Genomic DNA, 18,706 nt, shown 5'->3' with positions numbered 1-18,706 from the left:
AGCAGCCTCGAAGGCGGCCATCTTGCGGGCGGCGGCCTCCTGCTCCGCGACCTCACGGTCACCTGCCTCACGGACCGCGGCTTCACGCGCAGCCGCCTCACGCGCAGCCGCTTCGTCTGCACCGGCAGATTGCTGATCGCCAGCCCGATCGGCCGGGGTGGGCTGGTCGGCGGGCGGTGCGACATGGTCGGCAGACGCCACCGCGCGGTCGATCCGCTCGGCCTCCGCCGCTTCGGCAGCTTCTCGCGCTGCACGCATCTCCGCGCGGGTGCGCGGGACGGCGGGCACCTCTGGGCGCTCGTCGTCAGTACTCATAGGGGTCTCCCGGCTCATCGATCGCGACGACATCGGTCGGCTCGATGCGGAGCTTGCCGTCGGCATCCGCGCGCACGGTGCCGGTGATCTCGACCCATTGGCCGGTCGCGTACTCGTCGGGCTTCACATCTACGGGCAGAACGGCGGTCTGCGCATCGATCACGCAATGCGTGATGACCAGACGGGTCAGATTCACACCGTCGTCCCCCGAAGCGCCCGGCGTCACGAAGCCCGTGAGCTTCACCGCAGCACCGTCGTAGGCGGCCGTGTTCGTCGCCGCCGTGAAGACGCTCGCCCAGTCGCCGACGCCGAACGTCGACGTGTCGGCCACGCCGAGCGCGACCGAGTCCGCGCCGGCGAACAATGCGCTCTGCTCTCCCGCGCGCGACATCGCGAGCTCGACCGACAGGGAGGCCGGCGGCAGGACGAGACCCGCCACGACGACACCCGAGGCGATGACTCCGCCGGCGACGGCCGCGACTCCGGCGAGCGCGCGGCGAGAGGAGGCCGGGGCACCATCGTGATCAGCACCGTCGTGATCAGCACCGTCGTGATCCGCACCGTCGTGATCACCGTGGACTGCGGGAACGGGCACAGGCCCGTGGTCGTGGCCGTGGTCGCTCTCTTCCCCCAACGGGAGGGTGCACGACCAGATCGCTCCGGCCAGGGTCACGACCGCGGCGGTACAGGCGAACCACACCGACTCCGGGCTGATGTAGAGGTTGAGACGCCCCGTGAGACCGAGGCCGAGGGTGACGACCGAGATGACGGTCGCGAGCCCCACACCCAGCCAGCGGGTGCCGAGTGCACGTATGCGGGTGGCGGTCTGCTCGGACCGCGCCGTCTGCTCAGACAAGGACGTTCACCCCGATACCGATCGCGAAAGCCGAGGCGAGCACGATGCCGACGATCCCGACGAGCGTGCGCGCGGTGAACGTGGTGCGCATGAGCGCCAGCATCTTGATGTCGACGAGCGGACCGACGAGCAGGAAGGCGACGAGGGCGCCGGACGAGAACGTCGAGGCGAACGAGAGCGCGAAGAACGCATCGACGTTCGAGCAGATGGCCACCGTCATCGCGAGCGCCATCATGGCGACGATCGACAGCACCGGGTTCGACCCGATCGCGAGCAGCCACTCGCGCGGGATCAGTACCTGCACGGCTCCGGCGAGCGCCGAGCCGATCACGAGTGCAGGCATGACGGCGCGCAGCTCGATCAGGAACTGGGTGAGACTGCGGCGCACCGGCGTGCCCGGTTCGTGGGTGACCAGCTCGCAGGTGTCGACGAAGCGCTGGGTGAGCATGCCGTCCGGGTCGGGGTGGCGGCTGTAGATCCAGCCGATGAGGTTCGCGATGAGGTAGCCGCCCACGAGCCGGGCGACGAGGATCCCACCGTCCCAGCCGAAAGCGGCGTGCGTGGTGAGGATCACGATCGGGTTCACGATCGGCGCGGCGATGAGGAACGTCATCGCTTCGGCCGGCGCGAGGCCGCGCATCATGAGGCCACGGGCGAAGGGCACGTTGCCGCACTCGCACACCGGGATCAGCATGCCCAACAGCGACAGCACCGCACGGCGGGCCCACGCGCGCTTCGGCAGCCAGCGGTGGATCGCATCGGCCGGGAGCCACACCTGCACGACGATCGAGAGCAGCACGCCGAGGATGACGAACGGCAGGGCTTCGATGAGCACACTCAGCGCGAGGGTGAGACCGTCCTGCGCGCGGGTGGGCAGCGAGGCGGGGAACAGCGTCGGCAGGAAGGCATCGATCAGGAAGAGCGCGGCGATGATGGCAGCGCCCAGGCCGACGCCGATCCATGCCGATCGCGGCGAGGGCGCCGGGCGATGGGAGTGGCCGTGACGGGTCGCCGTTGCTGCCGAGGAGCTCACGCGGACGCGGCCCTCTCGGCGTCGCGCTTGTTCGCACACGGGGTGCACAGCCCGAAGATGTCGACCACGTGGGCGGCCTCGGTGAAGCCGTGCAGTGCCGCGGTGCGGTGCGCCCACTGCTCGACGTCCTTGGCCTCGATCTCGACGGTCAGACCGCAGGATCGGCAGATGAGGTGGTGATGGTGGCCCTGCGTGGTGCAGGCGCGGTACAGCGCCTCGCCCTCGGGACTCTGCAGCGAATCGGCGTCTCCGGAGGCGGCGAGTCCGGCCAGCGCACGGTAGACGGTGGCGAGGCCGATGCCGGTGTTGTCGTCGCGCAGCGCGGCATGCAGGCTCTGCGCGCTCACGAATCCGCGCGCGTCGGCGAGTGCTTCGCGCACACGTTCGCGCTGCCAGGTGTTCCGCTGAGCCATACGAAGAGTCTAGGCCGCGGGGGTTGGCGAGGGCTGGGAGAGGATCTCAGGCCCGCACACGGCGCACTCGGGCCCGCGCCTTCTGCACGATCCAGCACACCACGTAGATCGTGAACGACAGGGTCGTGATGTACGGGCTCACCGGGAGCGTGCCGGCGAGGGCCAGCAGGATGCCGCCGACCGCGGACACGAAGCCGAACAGCGCGGCCAGCAACGGCACGGCGATGGGGCCTGCGGTGACGCGCATCGCGGCGGCCGCGGGGGTGACCAGCAACGCCATCACCAGGAGCGCACCGATGATGTGCACGCTCACCGCGACGATCAGGCCGAGCAGCACCATGAACAGCAGGCTGACGGCACGGGTCGGCACTCCGCGGGCCGCGGCCGATTCCGGGTCGAGCGAGTCGAACCGCAGCGGGTTCCACATCACCAGCAGACCGATCAGCACGACCATGCTGATGCCGATCAGCCAGCCGAGGTCGGGGCTCGAGACCGACACGATCTGGCCGGTGAGCAGGCTGAAGCGGTTGGCACTGCGGCCGTCGTAGAGCGAGAGGAACAGGATGCCGAGGCCCAGGCCGAACGGCATGAGCACACCCACGATGGAGTTGCGGTCCCTGGCCTTGGCCCCGAGGACCCCGATCAGGATGGCGGCGACGAGCGCTCCGCCGAGAGACCCGGCTACGACGCTGCCGCCGAAGAGCAGGGCGGCAGCCGCTCCCGCGAATGACAGCTCGCTCACGCCGTGCACCGCGAAAGCCAGGTCGCGCTGCATCACGAAGACGCCGATGAGTCCGCCGACGATGCCGAGCACCGCGCCGGCGATGATCGAGTTCGCGAGCAGGGTGACGAGCTCGCCGTAGTCCTGGAACGAGAAGACGTCGCTCCAATCGACCAGCGGCACGATGCCCAGCGCGACGCTCATGCCGCTCCTCCGTGCTCGTGGTGTCCGTGCTCGTGGTCGCCGTGGTCGTGGTGGGGCTCGGCGTCCGGCACACCCACGACCACCAGCCGGTCGCCCGCGCGGAGCACGAACACCGGAGTGCCGTAGAGGTCGGTGAGCACGCGCGTCTGCAGCACCTCGTCGGGGGTTCCGAGCAGGAACCGTCCGCCGGCGATGTAGAGGATGCGGTCGACCCGGCCGAGGATCGGATTGATGTCATGGGTGACGAACAGCACCGCCGCCTCGCGCTCACGGCGCTGACGATCGATGATGTCGGTCACGGCGACCTGGTTCGCGAGGTCGAGATTCGACAGCGGCTCGTCGCACAGCAGCAGGGCCGGCTCATCGGCGAGGGCCTGACCGACCCGCAGTCGCTGCTGCTCGCCGCCCGAGAGCAGACCGACCCGGCGATCGGCGAAGTGCGAGGCGCCGACCGCCTCGAGCAGGCGGTCGACCTTGGCGCGGTCGCCACGGTGCGGGATCGGGAAGCCGAAGCGGCTCCCCTGCACGCCGAGGGCGACCAGGTCGCGAGCACGCATGCTCGTGTCGGGGGCGAGCGATCGCTGCTGCGGGATGTACCCGATACGGGAGTTGCCGCGGTGCACGGGCTCACCCGCGACGCGGATCGTGCCCGAAGACAGCGGTTGCAGGCCCAGGATGCTCCGCAGCAGGGTGGTCTTGCCCGACCCGGAGGGGCCGAGCACCGCGATGAACTCCCCCGGCTCGACCGTGAGGTCGAGGCCCGACCAGAGTTCGCGATCACCGCGCTGCAGCGACGCGTCGGAGATCTCGAGGACCGGATTCCCGCGCTGTGCGGCGCCGCTCACGACTTGACGGCGGCGGCGAGGCTCTGGATCGCGTCACTCATCCACTCAGAGTACGACGATCCGTCCTCGAGCAGCTCCGTGAAGGCGACGATGGGGATGCCGGCGTCCTTCGCCGCGGTTTCGACGCGCTGCGTCTCGGACCCGCCGGTCTGCGCGTTGGTCAGCAGTGCCGTCACCTGGCCGCTGCCGATCACGTCGAGCGCCTGCAGCAGCACGGCCGGGGCGACGTCGGTGCCTTCTTCGACCGACTCGGCGAATCCGTCGGGGGTGACATCGGTGAATCCGGCGGCTGCGGCGAGGTAGCCGGGCAGCGGCTCGGTGATGAAGACGTCGACGTCGGGCGCCTCCGTCTTGAGGGTCGCCAGCTCGGTCTCGAAGCCTTCGAGGTCGGCAGTGAGAGTGGCCGCGTTCGCGGCGAACTCCTTCGCTCCGTCGGGGTCGAGCTCGGTCAGCTCATCGGCGATGGCCTCCACGACGTGGATCATCGTGTGCGGATCGAACCAGACGTGCTCGTTGAAGCCCTCGATGTGGTCGTGGCCCTCGTGCCCGGCCTCGTCGTCGGCGTGATCGTGCGCCTCGTCCTCGGGCGCGTCGCTCTCCTCGGGGGCAGCGCTCGCCGACTCGTCGGCGTGGTCGTGGCCCGCCTCGTCGTGCCCCTCGTTCCCGGGGAAGTCGTGCGAGTACTCGACGGCTGTGACCACATGCGGGTCCTTCGCGTCCTGCAGCAGCGTGTCGATGAAGGCGTCGTAGCCGCCGCCGTTCTCGATCACGAGGTCGGCCTTCTGCACCGTGAGCCGGTCGCGGGCGCTCGCCTCGTAGGAGTGCGGGTCCTGCGAGGCGGAGGTGATGATCGACTGCACGTCGACGCGATCGCCGCCGATCGTCGCGGCGATGTCGCCGTAGACGTTGGTGCTCGCGACGACCGTGACGGTGCCGTCGTCGCCCTCCCCCGCCGAGGGGGTGGAGCATCCGGCCAGCGTGAGAGCGGCGACGGATGCGAGGGCGAGGGCGAGGGCGACGACGGGCTTCTTCATGTCCTCACTCTAAACGCTAATGAGAACCATTATCAAATCCGCCTCCCCACCTGGCCACGAACCTGCTCCCTACGAAGCTGCCTGCCCGCCAAAACGGAGACGATTGGACGTTCACGCGGGGCGTCGGTGATCAACACCCCGCGCGCGACGCGAATCGTCTCTGTTTTCGCAGCCGCGGGAGCTCAGGCGCGCAGCTCGGCCGGCGCGATCCAGACCGTGGCCTCGCCGGGAAGCGTCGAGCCCTCGAGCGGAGCACTCGCGAGCACGACGTCGGCGGCATCCGCACCGAGGTCGACGGGCGCGGCGCCGAAGTTCGACACCACCTGCCAGCCGTTCGGGCGGGCGAAGCGCAGCACATCGTCGCGGCCGGTCTCGATCCACGCCAGGGTCTCGCCGGTCTGCAGCAGGTGCCGCAGGCGCAGGGCCTCCCGGTACAGCGAGAGCGTCGACGACGGGTCCGCCGCCTCGACGTCGACCGCATACTGGGCGAACCACTCCGGCTGCGGAAGGTGCGCGCCTGCGGCCCCGAATCCGTACGAGGACCCCGCAGCGGTCCACGGCAGCGGCACGCGGCATCCGTCCCGACCGAGGCCGTCGAACTCGGCACCACGGAAGAAGCCCGGATCCTGACGCTGCTCCGGCGTGATCTGCGCGACCTCGTGGAGACCGAGCTCCTCCCCCTGATAGAGATAGGTGCTGCCAGGCAGGCCGAGCAGCAGCAGGGTGGCCGCGTGCGCCCGGCGGAGCCCGCCCTCACGGTCGAGTGCGTCCGCCGGACCACCGGCCTTCACCCACTCGGTGCCCTGCTTGACCGGACGGCCGTTCAGTGCCGGGAGCCCGTAGCGGGTGGCATGGCGGGTGACGTCATGGTTCGACAGCACCCAGGTGGTCGACGATCCGGTCGCCGCCGCCTGCTGCAGGTTGTCGGCGATGATGCTGCGGAACTGCGCGGCGTCGAAGTCGGCGACCAGCAGATCGAAGTTGAACGCCTGCCCGAGCCCCTCGGCCGACGCGTACTTCGCCCGGCGCTCCGGCGTCTCCACCCAGGCCTCGGCGACGGCGGTGCGCGGCGGGTCGTACTCGTCGAACACCGCACGCCACTCGGCGTAGATCTCGTGCACGTCGTCACGGTCGACCATCGGGTGCGTGCCCGAGGTGCGGTCCATCGCGTCGAGCTCGGCACGCGAGGGCAGCGGTTCGCTGAGGTCCTTCGTGAGCATGTGGGCGACGTCGATGCGGAATCCGTCGACACCGCGGTCCGACCAGAAGCGCAGCGTCTTCAGGAAGTCGGCGCGCACCTCGGGGTGGTCCCAGTTCAGGTCGGGCTGCTCCACGGCGAAGTTGTGCAGATACCACTGCCCGTCTTCCACGCGCTCCCAGGCACTGCCGCCGAAGACCGAGTCCCAGTCGGTCGGCGGCTCGGAGCCGTCGGGTCCGGTGCCCTCGCGGAAGATGTAGCGGTCGCGCGCCGCCGAGCCGCGCCCCGCAGCGAGCGCCTCCTGGAACCACTCGTGCTGGTCGGACGAGTGGTTCGGGACGATGTCGACGATCACGCGGATGCCGCGGGAGTGCAGCGCCTCGACCATGTCGTCGAAGTCGGCGAGGGAGCCCAGCCGCGGGTCGACGTCACGGTAGTCAGCGACGTCGTACCCGCCGTCGGCGAGCGCGGACGGATAGAACGGGCTGAGCCAGACCGCATCGATACCGAGGTCGCGCAGGTAGTCGGCCCGGGAGACGATGCCCGGGATGTCACCGATGCCGTCGCCGTTCGCGTCGGCGAAGCTGCGCGGGTAGATCTGGTAGACGGCGGCCTGACGCCACCACGCGGCGTCTTCGGCGGTGCGGGTCTCGGCGAGAAGCGCGTCGGTCATGAGGGGAGGACTCCTTCTGTGTTTCCGGTGGTTCGGTGGCTTCGAGTGATTCGGGTTCTTCGGTGGCTTCGAGCGGTTCGAGCGGTGCGGCGGTCAGCCCTTGACGGCGCCCTGGGTGACGCCCTCCATGACCCACCGCTGCGTGAACAGGTAGGCCACGATCGCGGGCGCCATCGCCATGAGGTACGAGGCGAAGGCGACGTTGTAGTTGTTGCTGAACTGGTTCTGGAACAGGTTCTGCCGCACCGGCAGCGTCTGCAGCGCCGGATCGGCGATGATGAGCGACGGCATCATGAAGTCGTTCCAGGCGTAGAGGAAGGCGAAGATGCCGACCGTCGCACTCATCGGGGCGAGCAGCGGGAAGATGAGCTTCCAGAACGTCTGCCAGGTCGTGGCTCCGTCGATGCGCGCGCTCTCCTCGAGCTCGATCGGTATCGAGCGCAGGAACGCGGTGAACAGCAGCACGCTGAAGCTCAGCTGGAACATGGTCGCGAGGATGATCACGCCGAACGGGTTGTCGAGCCCGACGCGTCCGGTGAGCTGGATCTGCGGCAGAGCCACGACCGGGAACGGGATGAACATCGCCGCGAGCAGGTAGAAGAACGAGTAGCGGAACAGCCGACGGTCCCAGTTGCGCACGATGGCGTAAGAGGCGAAGGCCGCCAGCACGATCGTCGCGATCACGGTGCCGGCGGTGACCAGCAGCGAGATGCCCGCACCGACGGGGAACTTCGTCAGCGTCCACGCCTCGACGAAACCGTCGACGCTGAACGGGGCCGGCAGCGAGAAGGCATTGCCGTCGACCGCCTGACCCGTGGTCTTGAGCGCCATCGAGATGGTCACGTACAGCGGCAGGAGCACGGTCACGGCGCACAGGATCAGGATGATCGTGCCCGACCAGTTGACGCGCTCCATGCGCACGCGCGGCTTCTTGCCCGAGGTGGGGACGGTGGTGAGTGTCTGCGTCGACATCAGAGTGCGTTCCTTCCGCGCGTCAGCGACAGCTGGAGGAGGGAGATGAGCACGGCGACGATGAAGAAGATGGTCGCGTTGGCCATCTGATAGGCGTAGTCGCCGCCGTTGAAGCCCGCGATGATCGTCATCGCGACGCTGCGGGTGGAGGTTCCGGGGCCTCCGTTGGTGAGGCCGACGATGATGTCGTAGGCGTTCAGGAACCCCTTGAATCCGAGGATCACGTTGATCACCACATAGCCCGCGACGAGTGGGAGCGTGATGCGGGTGAGCTGCTGCGCCTTGCTGGCGCCATCGATGCTCGCCGCCTCGTACACCTCGCCGGGAACCGAGAGAAGGCCGGCGATGTAGATCAGCAGGGTGCCGGGCACGGCCTGCCAGGCGGTGACGATGACGATGGCGATCCAGGCGAGGTCGGGGTTGGCGAGCAGGCTCGTCTCGAGCCACGGGATGCCGGCCGCCGCGCCAGCCGCGGGGATCGAGTTCGAGAACAGGAAGTTGAAGACGTAGGCGATGATGATGCCCGAGATCACCATCGGGATCACGAAGATCGTGCGCAGGCCCGTCTTGAAGCGGATGCGCGAGGTGAGCCCGACCGCCAGCAGGAACGCGACCACGTTGACGACGATCACCGTGGCGATCGAGAACCCGAAGGTGAACAGGTAGCTCTGCAGGATCGACGGATCGCTGAACAGCGCGATGTAGTTCGTCAGTCCGTTGAAGCTCCACTCCCCGATGCCGATCGAGTCGGTGAAGCTGAAGAAGATGCCGATGACTCCCGGAACCGTGATCGCGAGCGTGAAGAGCACCAGCGTCGGCAGCAGGAACAGGTAGTAGATCGGCTCCACGCGACGCGTGTGCCGCCGGAGCTTCCGGTCGCCGCCGGTGACGATGAGGGTCGTGCTGTCACCGGGCGTGGTGGGGGTGGTGGTGCTCATGGCGCGGACTCCTCTGTCTCGCCGGAAGCGGATGGGGCGCCGGAAGCGGACGCGGCGTCCTTCGTCGACGGGATCGGCGCGCGGAAGGCGATGCGGGCCCAGTCCGCGTCCATCGTGCGCAGGATGGAGGTCGGAGAGGTGCCGAGCACCATCGCCTGCGCGTAGTTCATGATCGGAAGCGTCTTGGGCACGAGCACCGACGGGCCCTGGTAGATCTGCCCGTTGTCGTAGTACTCGACCATTCCCTCGATGCGGGGGTCGTCGGGGGCGGGAGCACCCTTCGTCGGGGTGAAGCCGAGCTGCGAGGCGTTGTACTCCTCGATGTTCTGCGGCTCGTAGAGGAACTCGAGGAAGTCGCGGGCGGCCTCCTGATGGCGAGAACCCTCGGGGATCATCGCGGCCAGGTCCATGTTGACGCGTACGCCGAGGTCGGCCGGGTCGTCGGTCATCGGCAGCGGGAAGGTGCCCAACTGCAGGTCGGGTGCGGTCTTCGCGATCTCGCTGAAGGCCCACGGGCCCTGCAGGTACATCGCGGCCTCGCCCTTGCCGAAAGCGAGGTTGCCGTCACCGTAGCCGCGGCTCGGCGCATCCGCGTTGGTGTAGTCGTTCGCGAGCTGCATCATCTTGTCCATCGGCTCGGCGAAGTCCTTCGAGAACGAGACCGCGGAGTCGGGACCGACGTCCGCGCCCTCATCAGCGAGGGCATCGAAGAAATCGATCACGTCCACCGAGCCGCCCGCAGTGTAGTCGTACCACCCCTGGCCCACGGTCCAGTCGTCCTTGAACGTGCCGTAGAACGGATCGATGCCGGCGGCCTCGAGCTGGTCGCACACCGCGAGCAGCTCGTCCCAGGTCTGCGGGACCTCGAGGCCCTGCGCCTGGAAGATCTCCTTGTTGTAGATGACGGACGCGGCCATCACCGAGTACGGGAGGGCGCTGGTGCGGCCCTCGCAGGACCCGTACTGGTCCATCAGCGGCTGCAGGTCGTCGCGGATGCCCGCGGCGGCGTCGGTGCCTGCGAGATCGGTGAGCGCGCAGCGCTGCACGAACCGGGCGATCTCGTAGTTGTAGTTGGCGAGCATGATGTCGGGCGGGTTGCCCCGCACGAAACTCGCCGAGACGACATCGACGCCCGAGGTGTCGATCTCGACCTTCACGTCGCTCTGCGAGGAGTTGTACTCGGCGACGAGGGCGGTCATGAACTCGATCGCCTCGCGCTTGCTGAAGGTGAAGCGGATGGTCTCCGCTCCCGTGTCGGCGGCGCAACCCGCGAGGGCTGTGCCGACCAAGGTGACCCCCAGGGCCGCGGCCGCCGCTCGCACCGCGCGTGTTCGTCTCTCAGACACCGTCGTCCTTCCGTCATATAAATTCATGCACTAAATCTAGTGAGCGAATTTACTCTATCGAACGGTACTCTCTCATTGGAGGACAGGGAGGTCAAGGGCCATGACAGAAGTCTCCGCAGACCTGGGAACCGGACGCGCGAGCGTCGGTGCCGTCCTCGACTTCGCCTGGACCGCCGGCGAGTTCACCGCGACCGAGGCGATGGCCGGCACCTCCCTGACCCGTTCCACCGCGATCGACGCCATCGACACGCTGGTCGGGGCCGAGGTGCTGCGCGAGCTGCCGAACGCCCGCGCCGCGGGCACCTACCGCTCCGGCCGCCCCTCGCGTCGCTTCGTCCTCGCCCCCGATCTCGGGGTCGTGATCGGTGTCGACGCGGGAGACACCCACCTCGCCGTGACCGTGGCCGACCCCCTCGATCGGACCCTCGTGCATCACCGCGTGGAGTTCGAGCCGGGGCAGTCGGCGCCCGAGCGGCGCACGGCGATACTGGAGCGCCTGGACGATGCGCTCGCCGAGGCCGACGTGACGCGCGACCAGGTGCTCGCGCTGTGCGTCGGCGTCGCGGCGCCCGTGAACCGCGACGGCATCTCCCCACCTCACCCGGACGGCTTCTGGGAACGGACCAACCCTGGACTCGCCGAGGCACTGAGCGACTGGGCCCCGGTCGTGCAGATCAAGAACGACGCGCAACTCGCCGCCATCGCCGAGGGCGCTGAGGGCGCGGCGATCGGATGCCGCGACTACGTGGCGCTGCTCGCGAGCGAACGGTTCGGCGGCGGCGTGGTGGTCGACGGCCATGTGCTGCACGGTGCGCACGGCGGTGTCGGCGAGGGCGTCGTCTTCGACCACATCGTGGGTGTGGGTTCGGCGTTCGGGCTCCGCTACGCCGTGCAGGATCAGGTGCGTGCAGCCGTGGATTCCGGGGAGATCGCCGGCGACAGCACCGTCGGCCGGCTCGTCGAGGCCGACCGCATCGACCCCCGTCTGGTGCTGACCCTCGCGGCCTCAGGCGATCCGGACGCCGTGCTGGTCACCTCGCGCGTCGGGGCCACCGTCGCCCGCATCGTCGGCGTGCTCGGCAGCATGTACGACCCGGCGCGCGTCATCGTGTGCGGAGCGGTCGCCGAGAGCATCGAGCCCGTGCTGACCGCAGCCCGTCGCATCCTCCCCGAAGAGCTGCACCTGCCGGCGCCGGAGATCCTCGCGTCGACGCTCGGGGCCGAAGTCGTGTCACGGGGAGCCGTGGCGACCGCCCGGAAGGCGGCGAGGGAGCACGCGGTGCCGCGTCTGGCGGAGGAGCGCCTCCGCGCGAGCGCCTGACGCGGGATCCGGCGCCGCCCTGCGCGCCCCCGCCTCGACATCAGGCCATCTTGCGAGAACCGGCAACCTGCCGCCGGATCGGCATGATCCGGCGCGTTCGCCTGATCTGACGCTGACCCGACGCGGAGTCAGTCCACGAGCAGCGCGGGCTCCTCGAGCACGGAGGCGACGTCGGCGATGAAGCGGCTCATGCCGTCGCCGTCGATCACGCGGTGGTCGAAGGACCCTGCGACCGTGGTTACCCAACGAGGACGCACCTCGCCGTCGACGACCCACGGCTTCTGACTGATGGTGCCCATCGCCACGATGCCCGCCTCGCCGGGGTTGATGATCGGCGTGCCGGCATCCATCCCGAACACACCGATGTTCGTGATCGTGATCGTGCCGCCCTGCTGATCGGCCGGTGGAGTCTTGCCCTCGCGCGCCGTGAGGGTCAGACGGTTCAGAGCCCGCGCCAGGTCCTTCATGCCGAGGTCCTGCGCGTCCTTGATGTTCGGCACCAGCAGGCCGCGCGGGGTGGCGGCGGCGATCCCGAGGTTCACGTAGTGGCGCACGGCGATCTCCGCACCGGCTTCGGTCTCGATCCAGGCCGCGTTCACCATCGGCGTGCGACGGGCGGCCCAGATCACGGCGCGAGCCATGATCAGCAGCGGCGAGACGCGGATATCGGCGTAGTCGGGCGAGGCCTTCAGACGCTTCACGAGCTCCATCGTGCGGCTGGCGTCGATCTCCTTCCACACCGTCACATGCGGGGCCGAGTACGCGCTCTGCACCATCGCCGAAGACGTGGCCTTGCGCACACCCTTGACCGGGATCGACTCGGTGCGGTCGTCGCCGGCGGCCGAAGGCTGGGTCGGAGTGAGTCCACGCGCGAGCCCTGCCGGTGCAGCCTGCGGTGCGGGCACGGTCTCCTCGCGCACGGCTCCCCACTCGGGAGTCTCGATGTTGCGGAAGACGCTCGCCTGCGACGCGTGCTTCATGACGTCGTCCCGGGTGACCTCGCCGTCGGCGCCGGTCGCTGCGACCGTGGTGAGGTCGACGCCGAGGTCGCGCGCGAGCTTGCGGATCGGCGGCTTCGCGATCACGCCCACCGACGAGCGCACCGGACGCTCGGCCGGGCGCTTGCGACGCGAAGTGGCGCCGCCTCCCGTGCCGTAGCCGACCAGCACCGATCCGCCGCCCTCTTCTGCGGCGGGAGCCACGGCAACGGGAGCGGCCGTTGCACCCGCAGCAGGCTCGGTCACGAAGGTGATGATGGGCGTGCCGACCTCGACCGTCGTTCCCTCCTCGACCAGCAGCTCGCCCACCACACCCGCGTGCGGCGACGGCAGCTCGACGAGCGACTTGGCCGTCTCGATCTCGCAGAGGACGTCGTTGATCACGACCGTGTCGCCGGGGGCGACCTTCCAGGCCACGATCTCGGCCTCGGTCAGGCCTTCCCCGACGTCGGGGAGGGTGAAGTTCTGCGTGCTCATGACGAGTCCTTTCGGCCGAGCGGGGATGTCAGTAGGCGAGTGAGCGATCGACGGCCTCGAGGATGCGGTCGGCATCCGGGAGATATGCGCCTTCGAGCTTCGCGGGCGGGAACGGGGTGTCGTAACCGGAGACGCGCAGCACTGGAGCTTCGAGCGCATAGAACGCGCGCTCCATGACGGTCGCCGCGATCTCCCCGCCGATGCTTCCGAAGCCCTGGGCCTCCTGCGCGTAGACCATGCGTCCGGTCTTGCGCACCGAGTCGAGGATGGGCTCGTAGTCGACCGGCGACAGCGAGCGCACGTCGACGACCTCGCAGCTCGTGCCCTCGGCTTCGGCGAGCGCCGCGGCCTGCAGGAGGGTGGTGACCATCGCGCCGTGTCCGACGAGGGTCACGTCACTGCCCGTGCGCACGACACGTGAGGAGTGCAGCGGCACGGCGGAGGAATCGAGCTCGACCTCGCCCTTCTGCCAGTAGCGGCTCTTCGGCTCCATGAAGATCACCGGGTCGTTCGAGGCGATCGCCTCCTGGATCATCCAGTACGCGTCGTTCGGCGTCGACGGCGAGACCACGCGCAGGCCCGGCGTGTGCGCGAAGTACACCTCGGGGCTCTCCTGGTGGTGTTCGACCGCGCCGATGTGTCCCCCGTAGGGGATGCGGATCACGATGGGCATGCTGATCGCGCCCTCGTGCCGGTTGGTGAGCTTCGCGAGCTGGGTGGTGATCTGGTCGAACGCGGGGAACACGAAACCGTCGAACTGGATCTCGATGACCGGACGGAAACCGACCATCGCCATGCCGATCGCAGTCCCGACGATGCCCGACTCGGCCAGCGGAGTGTCGAGCACCCGACGGTCGCCGAAGTCGCGCTGCAGGTGCTCCGTCACACGGAAGACGCCACCGAGCTTGCCGATGTCCTCGCCCATGAGCAGGACCTTCGGGTCGTTCTCCATCGCCTTGCGCATACCCGCGTTCAGCGCCTTGCTGAGCGGCATCGTCTCGAGAGTCACCGGGCTCCTCCTTCGAGCGACGCGTCTTCGAACGACGCCTCGTACTGCGCGCGCCAGGCCTTCTGCTGGTCGATCAGCGGATGCGGATCGCTGTACACGTGGTCGAACATCTTGTCCGGGCTGGGCAGCCCCAGCTCGACCGTACGGGCGCGCAGATCCTCCGCGGCATCCGCCGCCTCGGCCTCGACGTCGGCGAAGAGCTGCGCCGAGGCACCGCGTCCTTCGAGGAACGCGCGCATCCGGACGATGGGGTCGCGACCGGCCCAGTACTGCTCCTCGTCGCTGCCGCGGTACTTCGTCGGGTCGTCGCTGGTGGTGTGCGCGCCGAGCCGGTAGGTGACGGCCTCGATCGCCTGCGGACCTTTGCCGGCACGGGCCTCGTCGAGAGCCGCGCGCGAGACCGCATAGCTGGCGAGCACGTCGTTGCCGTCGACCCGGACGCTCGGGATGCCGTAGCCCGCGCTGCGCTGCACCAGCGGCACACGCGACTGCGTGGAGACGGGCACGGAGATCGCCCAGTGGTTGTTCTGGAGGAAGAAGACGGTCGGCGCCTGGTAGCTCGCGGCGAAGACCATCGCCTCGTGCACGTCTCCCTGGCTGGACGCACCGTCGCCGTAGTAGACGATGACCGCTTCGTCGCGGTCCGGGTCGCCTGTACCGGTGCGGCCGTCGAACGCGAGACCCATCCCGTAGCCGGCCGCGTGCAGCACCTGCGACCCGAGCACGAGGGTGTACAGCCGGGTATTGCCGTTCTTGGGGTCGGTGGGGTCCCACCCGCCGTGCGAGACACCACGCATCAGCTTGATGATGTCGACCGGGTCGACGCCGCGGATGCGGGTCACCGCGTGCTCGCGGTACGAAGGGAAGATCGTGTCCTGGGCACGAGCCGCACGACCGGAGCCGACCTGCGCCGCCTCCTGCCCCCGGCTCGGCGGCCACAGCGCCAGCTGCCCCTGCCTCTGCAGGTTCGTCGCCTGGGTGTCGATCGCGCGGATGACGACCATGTCCCGGTAGAACTGCTCGAGTTCGGCGTCGCCGATCGCTTCGATCAGGGGAAGGTACCGTTCTGCGGCGGCGGACGGGGCGTACCGTCCGGTCTCGTCCAGAACGCTCACAAGGGGTGTCTCGGAGGTGGTCACGCTCTCACGCTACCCGCGCCCGCATGCGTCGTCACGCATACCTAGGACGCCCTTGTAACTGCCCGGAACCCGGAGAAAACCGCGGAAAACCGCCCCGGGCCGGTGCGGCGACGGCTCAGCGGACCGAAGCGGCCACCTCGAGCACGCGGGTGATGGAGCCCTCCTCGCCCACCGAGATGCGGATGCCGTCCCCCGAGAACGGCCGGACGATGAGGTCGTTCTCGACGAAGGCCGCAGCGACCTCGTCGGTGCGCTCTCCCGCGGGCAGCCAGACGAAGTTGGACTGGGAGTCGGGGACGTCCCAGCCCTGTGCGCGGAGGCCCTCGACCAGGCGGGCGCGTCGCTCGACGATCACGGCGACACGCTCCAGCAGCTCGGGCTCGGCGTCGAGGCTCGCGATCGCGGCGTTCTCGGCGGCGGACGTGACCGAGAGGGGGATGCCGGTGGTGCGCGCGGCGTCGAGCACCTTCTCGTGGCCGATCGCGTAGCCGACGCGGAGGCCGGCGAGGCCGTAGGCCTTCGAGAAGGTGCGCAGCACCACGACGTTCGGGTGCTGCTCGAACACGCGCTCGGCGAGACCGTCGACCGCGTCGGGCGCCGTGACGAACTCGGCGTACGCCTCGTCGAGGATGATCAGGACATCGTTCGGGACGCGCTCGACGAAGGCGGTGAACTCGGCCGACGTGATGATCGGACCGGTCGGGTTGTTGGGCGTGCACAGGATGATCGCACGGGTGCGGTCGGTCACGGCGTCCACCATCGCGTCGAGGTCGTGGCGGGAGTCGGCGGTGAGCGGAACCTGCACCCCGGTCGCGCCCGCCACGAGCGGCAGGCTCGGGTAGGCCTCGAAGGAACGCCAGGCGTAGATGACCTCATCGCCGACCGATGCGGTCGCGAGGATCAGCTGGTGCAGGATCGACACGCTGCCGGAAGCGACGTGCACCTGGTCGGGCTCGACCCCGTAACGGGCTCCGAGACGCGCGCGCAGGCGGCCGGCGGTGGCATCCGGGTAGCGGTTGATCGGCGTCGTGCTCTGCAGGGCTTCGAGCACCGATGGCAGCGGATCGAAGGGGTTCTCGTTGCTCGACAGCTTGAACGCGTCGGGCCCTGCCTGCTTGCCCTGACGATACGGCGCGAGAGCGGCGATGGCGGGACGGATGCGGGGCAGGATCGGCTCGGTCACGAGGTCGAGTCTACGAGGGCAGCAGGCTCTTCCCCGGCGGCTTCTCCCCTGTCGACGACCGATTCGCGGTAGCACCATTCTGGTATGGCGATGACGGTGCGACTTCCGGAAGAACTCGATGCTCAGCTCGAGGCGATCGCGCGCGCCCGGCACACCTCGAAGCACGCGGTGATCATCGAGGCGGCGACGCGCTTCGCGAACAGCGAGTCGAAGACGGATCGCGTGCTCTCCATCGCGGACGAGATCACCGAGGGCTACCAGGCCCTCGCCCTGATCGCGAAGCTCGGCCTGCACGTCCGCGACGAAGGACTGCTCTTCTCCGCGCTCGCTCGACCATCCGCAGGGATGTTCGGCGCCGACGCGTACCCGACGTTCGAAGCGAAGGCCGCCGCGCTGATCAGTTCGGTAGCTCAGAACCACGCGCTGTTCGATGGCAACGAGCGCGTCTCGCTCTGCCTCACCTTCATCTTCATCCGACTCAACGGCTACGAGCCGACGTTCACGAACGACGAGGCATTCGACCTCGTCCTCGACGTCGCACAGAGTCGGTTGGACTTGAAGCAGATCGCGCAGCTCATTGCCGCCCATATCCGGGAAGACACGGCGCGCTGACATCTCGCGGGCGTCCGTGGGACACTGGTCGGACTATGCGCTTCATCATCCGCGTCGTCGTCAACGCCTTCGCCCTCTGGGTCGTCACGCTCATCCCCGCCCTGCAGGTCGTGATCACCGCCTTCCCGCCCGGCGAGACGCTGCAACTGGTGCTGACCCTGCTCGCGGTGGCCGCGATCTTCGCCCTCGTGAACACGATCATCGGCACCGTGGTGAAGATCGTCGCGTTCCCGCTCTACATCATCACGTTCGGGCTGATCGGGTTCCTGATCAACGGCTTCCTGCTGTGGCTGACGGCCTGGATCACGAGTGGCTTCGGCTGGGGCCTGACGGTCGGCGACTTCTGGTGGGGCGTGGTGGCCGCGCTCATCATCTCGGTCATCAACGGCATCTTCGGCTTCATCCTGCGCCCGCAGAGCAAGAGCCGCCGCGACTGAGGAAGCGCGCTCCTCCAGCCGCTCGAAAAGCAGCCGGCTGATCTCGATGTCGGTCATCACCCCTTTCGCTCGGCGTGGTACTCGGTCCGCTCGACTTCGACCGCCTGGCCGAGCCCTTTCCAGTAGTCATCGAGAGCCTCAGCGCGGGGATCGTCCGACGCATCCACCATCTCCGCCGTCTCGATGTAGGTCTCGAGATGGTGGGTCTGCAACTGCAGATCCTGGAATCCGTCGTGCGGGTCCCCTTCGCGCGACGCCGTGAAGCTGTCGGGGGATCCCGTGCCCGCCGCGGAGCCCCCGGCGGCGAGCGCCGAGACGACGTCGTCGGTGTGGCGGAGCTGGATCAGGGTCTGATCCTCTCCGAGCGTCGGTTCGGTCGGGCTCCCCGCGGTCAGCTGCATCGACACCTCGAAGTCGCTCTCCATCGCGAGACGGGCGGCGATCATCCCGCCCTGGGAATGCGCGACCACGTCGACCTGGTCGCCCGGCTTCGCCCCCGCCGCGCCCAACGCGTCGACCGTGGCCTGATACGACGCCGATGCGCGGCCCTGATAGAGCTCGATGTTCGACTTCATGTCCCACGGCTCGGACTTCCCCGACCGCCACGGCAGGGACTCCTGAGTCCCGGCGACGTAGGCCACATACCGGGTCGCCCCACCGACCATCGTGTATTTCTCGACCGCGACCTGCGAGGCCGCTCCCGGTATGCGACGGAATGCCGCAGCGAGGCCGGCAGGCGCATTCGGAGCCGACGTCTTCACGGGCATCACCTGCACGGGATCCGCCACTCCCGACAGCTTCGTCCCCGGCCGGACCGTGCCGAACCCGGATGCGACGCCCACCATGGCCCCGGCGAGGAACAGCGGCGGGAGCGCCCCCGCCAGGTCGTACTGCTCGCCCAGTCCCTCGAATCGCCGATCCTTCCAGCCGGCCCCCAGCCACTCGGCCATGGTCCCGATCCGTTCGTCATCGGCGACGAGCC

17 protein-coding genes and 2 pseudogenes are annotated in these 18,706 nt (G+C 68.9%); 3 read left to right on the top strand and 16 right to left on the bottom strand.

The genetic code is table 11. The features are described from left to right. The 11 genes and pseudogenes from B2869_RS10755 to B2869_RS10705 form a co-directional block, all read right to left on the bottom strand. Positions 1 to 315, bottom strand: a pseudogene (locus B2869_RS10755) (hypothetical protein); the annotation flags it as partial. After that, positions 305 to 1,171 (bottom strand): TIGR03943 family putative permease subunit, encoded by an 867-nt coding sequence (locus B2869_RS10750; protein ID WP_292766151.1) that lies wholly within the window; start codon positions 1,169 to 1,171, stop codon positions 305 to 307. The gene B2869_RS10750 and the pseudogene B2869_RS10755, both read right to left, overlap by 11 nt. Further along, entirely contained in the window at positions 1,164 to 2,204 is a 1,041-nt protein-coding gene (locus tag B2869_RS10745) for a permease (protein WP_021201612.1), read from the bottom strand. The genes B2869_RS10750 and B2869_RS10745 overlap by 8 nt, the downstream gene beginning before the upstream one ends. Continuing rightward, the gene (locus tag B2869_RS10740; protein WP_021201611.1) at positions 2,201 to 2,617 is read right to left on the bottom strand and encodes a Fur family transcriptional regulator; all 417 of its coding nucleotides are present in this window, start codon (positions 2,615 to 2,617) and stop codon (positions 2,201 to 2,203) included. Before B2869_RS10740 ends, B2869_RS10745 begins: the two co-directional genes overlap by 4 nt. A gap of 46 nt (positions 2,618 to 2,663) precedes the next feature. After that, the gene (locus B2869_RS10735) at positions 2,664 to 3,542 is read right to left on the bottom strand and encodes a metal ABC transporter permease (protein WP_029264828.1); all 879 of its coding nucleotides are present in this window, start codon (positions 3,540 to 3,542) and stop codon (positions 2,664 to 2,666) included. Further along, entirely contained in the window at positions 3,539 to 4,387 is an 849-nt protein-coding gene (locus B2869_RS10730) for a metal ABC transporter ATP-binding protein (protein ID WP_292766145.1), read from the bottom strand. The genes B2869_RS10735 and B2869_RS10730 overlap by 4 nt, the downstream gene beginning before the upstream one ends. Further along, complete coding sequence (locus B2869_RS10725) at positions 4,384 to 5,421, bottom strand: metal ABC transporter solute-binding protein, Zn/Mn family (protein WP_292766140.1); 1,038 nt, start codon at positions 5,419 to 5,421, stop codon at positions 4,384 to 4,386. Before B2869_RS10725 ends, B2869_RS10730 begins: the two co-directional genes overlap by 4 nt. Positions 5,422 to 5,603: 182 nt before the next feature. Beyond that, positions 5,604 to 7,292 (bottom strand): glycoside hydrolase family 13 protein, encoded by a 1,689-nt coding sequence (locus tag B2869_RS10720; RefSeq protein WP_292766137.1) that lies wholly within the window; start codon positions 7,290 to 7,292, stop codon positions 5,604 to 5,606. Positions 7,293 to 7,385: 93 nt separating this feature from the next. After that, a complete protein-coding gene (locus B2869_RS10715) occupies positions 7,386 to 8,264 on the bottom strand; it encodes a carbohydrate ABC transporter permease (protein ID WP_021201606.1) in 879 nt (292 codons plus the stop codon). Continuing rightward, positions 8,264 to 9,202, bottom strand: a complete 939-nt coding sequence (locus B2869_RS10710) for a carbohydrate ABC transporter permease (RefSeq protein ID WP_021201605.1) — start codon at positions 9,200 to 9,202, stop codon at positions 8,264 to 8,266. Before B2869_RS10710 ends, B2869_RS10715 begins: the two co-directional genes overlap by 1 nt. Then, positions 9,199 to 10,548: an ABC transporter substrate-binding protein gene (locus tag B2869_RS10705; protein ID WP_292766132.1), complete on the bottom strand. Its 1,350-nt coding sequence runs from the start codon at positions 10,546 to 10,548 to the stop codon at positions 9,199 to 9,201. The genes B2869_RS10710 and B2869_RS10705 overlap by 4 nt, the downstream gene beginning before the upstream one ends. A 100-nt stretch (positions 10,549 to 10,648) precedes the next feature. Here B2869_RS10705 and B2869_RS10700 point away from each other — a divergent pair, with 100 nt between their 5' ends. Further along, a complete protein-coding gene (locus tag B2869_RS10700; RefSeq protein ID WP_292766129.1) occupies positions 10,649 to 11,869 on the top strand; it encodes an ROK family protein in 1,221 nt (406 codons plus the stop codon). A 128-nt stretch (positions 11,870 to 11,997) separates the two neighbouring features. Here B2869_RS10700 and B2869_RS10695 read toward each other — a convergent pair whose 3' ends face one another. The 4 genes from B2869_RS10695 to B2869_RS10680 form a co-directional block, all read right to left on the bottom strand. Continuing rightward, entirely contained in the window at positions 11,998 to 13,344 is a 1,347-nt protein-coding gene (locus B2869_RS10695) for a dihydrolipoamide acetyltransferase family protein (protein ID WP_292766125.1), read from the bottom strand. A gap of 28 nt (positions 13,345 to 13,372) precedes the next feature. Beyond that, positions 13,373 to 14,338, bottom strand: a complete 966-nt coding sequence (locus B2869_RS10690) for an alpha-ketoacid dehydrogenase subunit beta (RefSeq protein ID WP_292766370.1) — start codon at positions 14,336 to 14,338, stop codon at positions 13,373 to 13,375. An 11-nt stretch (positions 14,339 to 14,349) separates the two neighbouring features. Beyond that, positions 14,350 to 15,492: a thiamine pyrophosphate-dependent dehydrogenase E1 component subunit alpha gene (locus B2869_RS10685; RefSeq protein ID WP_292766122.1), complete on the bottom strand. Its 1,143-nt coding sequence runs from the start codon at positions 15,490 to 15,492 to the stop codon at positions 14,350 to 14,352. Positions 15,493 to 15,607: 115 nt separating this feature from the next. Further along, positions 15,608 to 16,675, bottom strand: coding sequence for a histidinol-phosphate transaminase (locus tag B2869_RS10680; RefSeq protein ID WP_292766119.1), 1,068 nt, complete (start codon positions 16,673 to 16,675; stop codon positions 15,608 to 15,610). 90 nt (positions 16,676 to 16,765) lie between these two features. Between B2869_RS10680 and B2869_RS10675 the strand changes: the two genes are divergently transcribed. Further along, the gene (locus B2869_RS10675) at positions 16,766 to 17,287 is read left to right on the top strand and encodes a type II toxin-antitoxin system death-on-curing family toxin (RefSeq protein WP_292766116.1); all 522 of its coding nucleotides are present in this window, start codon (positions 16,766 to 16,768) and stop codon (positions 17,285 to 17,287) included. Positions 17,288 to 17,322: 35 nt separating this feature from the next. Continuing rightward, positions 17,323 to 17,724: a phage holin family protein gene (locus tag B2869_RS10670; protein WP_292766113.1), complete on the top strand. Its 402-nt coding sequence runs from the start codon at positions 17,323 to 17,325 to the stop codon at positions 17,722 to 17,724. A gap of 56 nt (positions 17,725 to 17,780) precedes the next feature. Here B2869_RS10670 and B2869_RS10665 read toward each other — a convergent pair. Beyond that, positions 17,781 to 18,706: pseudogene (locus tag B2869_RS10665) on the bottom strand (hypothetical protein); the annotation flags it as partial.

It is taken from the genome of Microbacterium sp. UBA3486, from assembly GCF_002377845.1.
In the GTDB taxonomy this organism is placed as follows: domain Bacteria; phylum Actinomycetota; class Actinomycetes; order Actinomycetales; family Microbacteriaceae; genus Microbacterium; species Microbacterium maritypicum_A.
This window is presented reverse-complemented; position numbering and strand designations above follow the sequence as displayed.

What these genes read in the sequence shown, in the direction of transcription:
- B2869_RS10740 (WP_021201611.1), bottom strand. Translation starts at nt 2,617, where the DNA reads ATGGCTCAGCGGAACACCTGGCAGCGCGAACGTGTGCGCGAAGCACTC.
- B2869_RS10735 (WP_029264828.1), bottom strand. Translation starts at nt 3,542, where the DNA reads ATGAGCGTCGCGCTGGGCATCGTGCCGCTGGTCGATTGGAGCGACGTC.
- B2869_RS10725 (WP_292766140.1), bottom strand. Translation starts at nt 5,421, where the DNA reads ATGAAGAAGCCCGTCGTCGCCCTCGCCCTCGCCCTCGCATCCGTCGCC.
- B2869_RS10720 (WP_292766137.1), bottom strand. Translation starts at nt 7,292, where the DNA reads ATGACCGACGCGCTTCTCGCCGAGACCCGCACCGCCGAAGACGCCGCG.
- B2869_RS10715 (WP_021201606.1), bottom strand. Translation starts at nt 8,264, where the DNA reads ATGTCGACGCAGACACTCACCACCGTCCCCACCTCGGGCAAGAAGCCG.
- B2869_RS10710 (WP_021201605.1), bottom strand. Translation starts at nt 9,202, where the DNA reads ATGAGCACCACCACCCCCACCACGCCCGGTGACAGCACGACCCTCATC.
- B2869_RS10700 (WP_292766129.1), top strand. Translation starts at nt 10,649, where the DNA reads ATGACAGAAGTCTCCGCAGACCTGGGAACCGGACGCGCGAGCGTCGGT.
- B2869_RS10695 (WP_292766125.1), bottom strand. Translation starts at nt 13,344, where the DNA reads ATGAGCACGCAGAACTTCACCCTCCCCGACGTCGGGGAAGGCCTGACC.
- B2869_RS10690 (WP_292766370.1), bottom strand. Translation starts at nt 14,338, where the DNA reads ATGCCGCTCAGCAAGGCGCTGAACGCGGGTATGCGCAAGGCGATGGAG.
- B2869_RS10675 (WP_292766116.1), top strand. Translation starts at nt 16,766, where the DNA reads ATGACGGTGCGACTTCCGGAAGAACTCGATGCTCAGCTCGAGGCGATC.
- B2869_RS10670 (WP_292766113.1), top strand. Translation starts at nt 17,323, where the DNA reads ATGCGCTTCATCATCCGCGTCGTCGTCAACGCCTTCGCCCTCTGGGTC.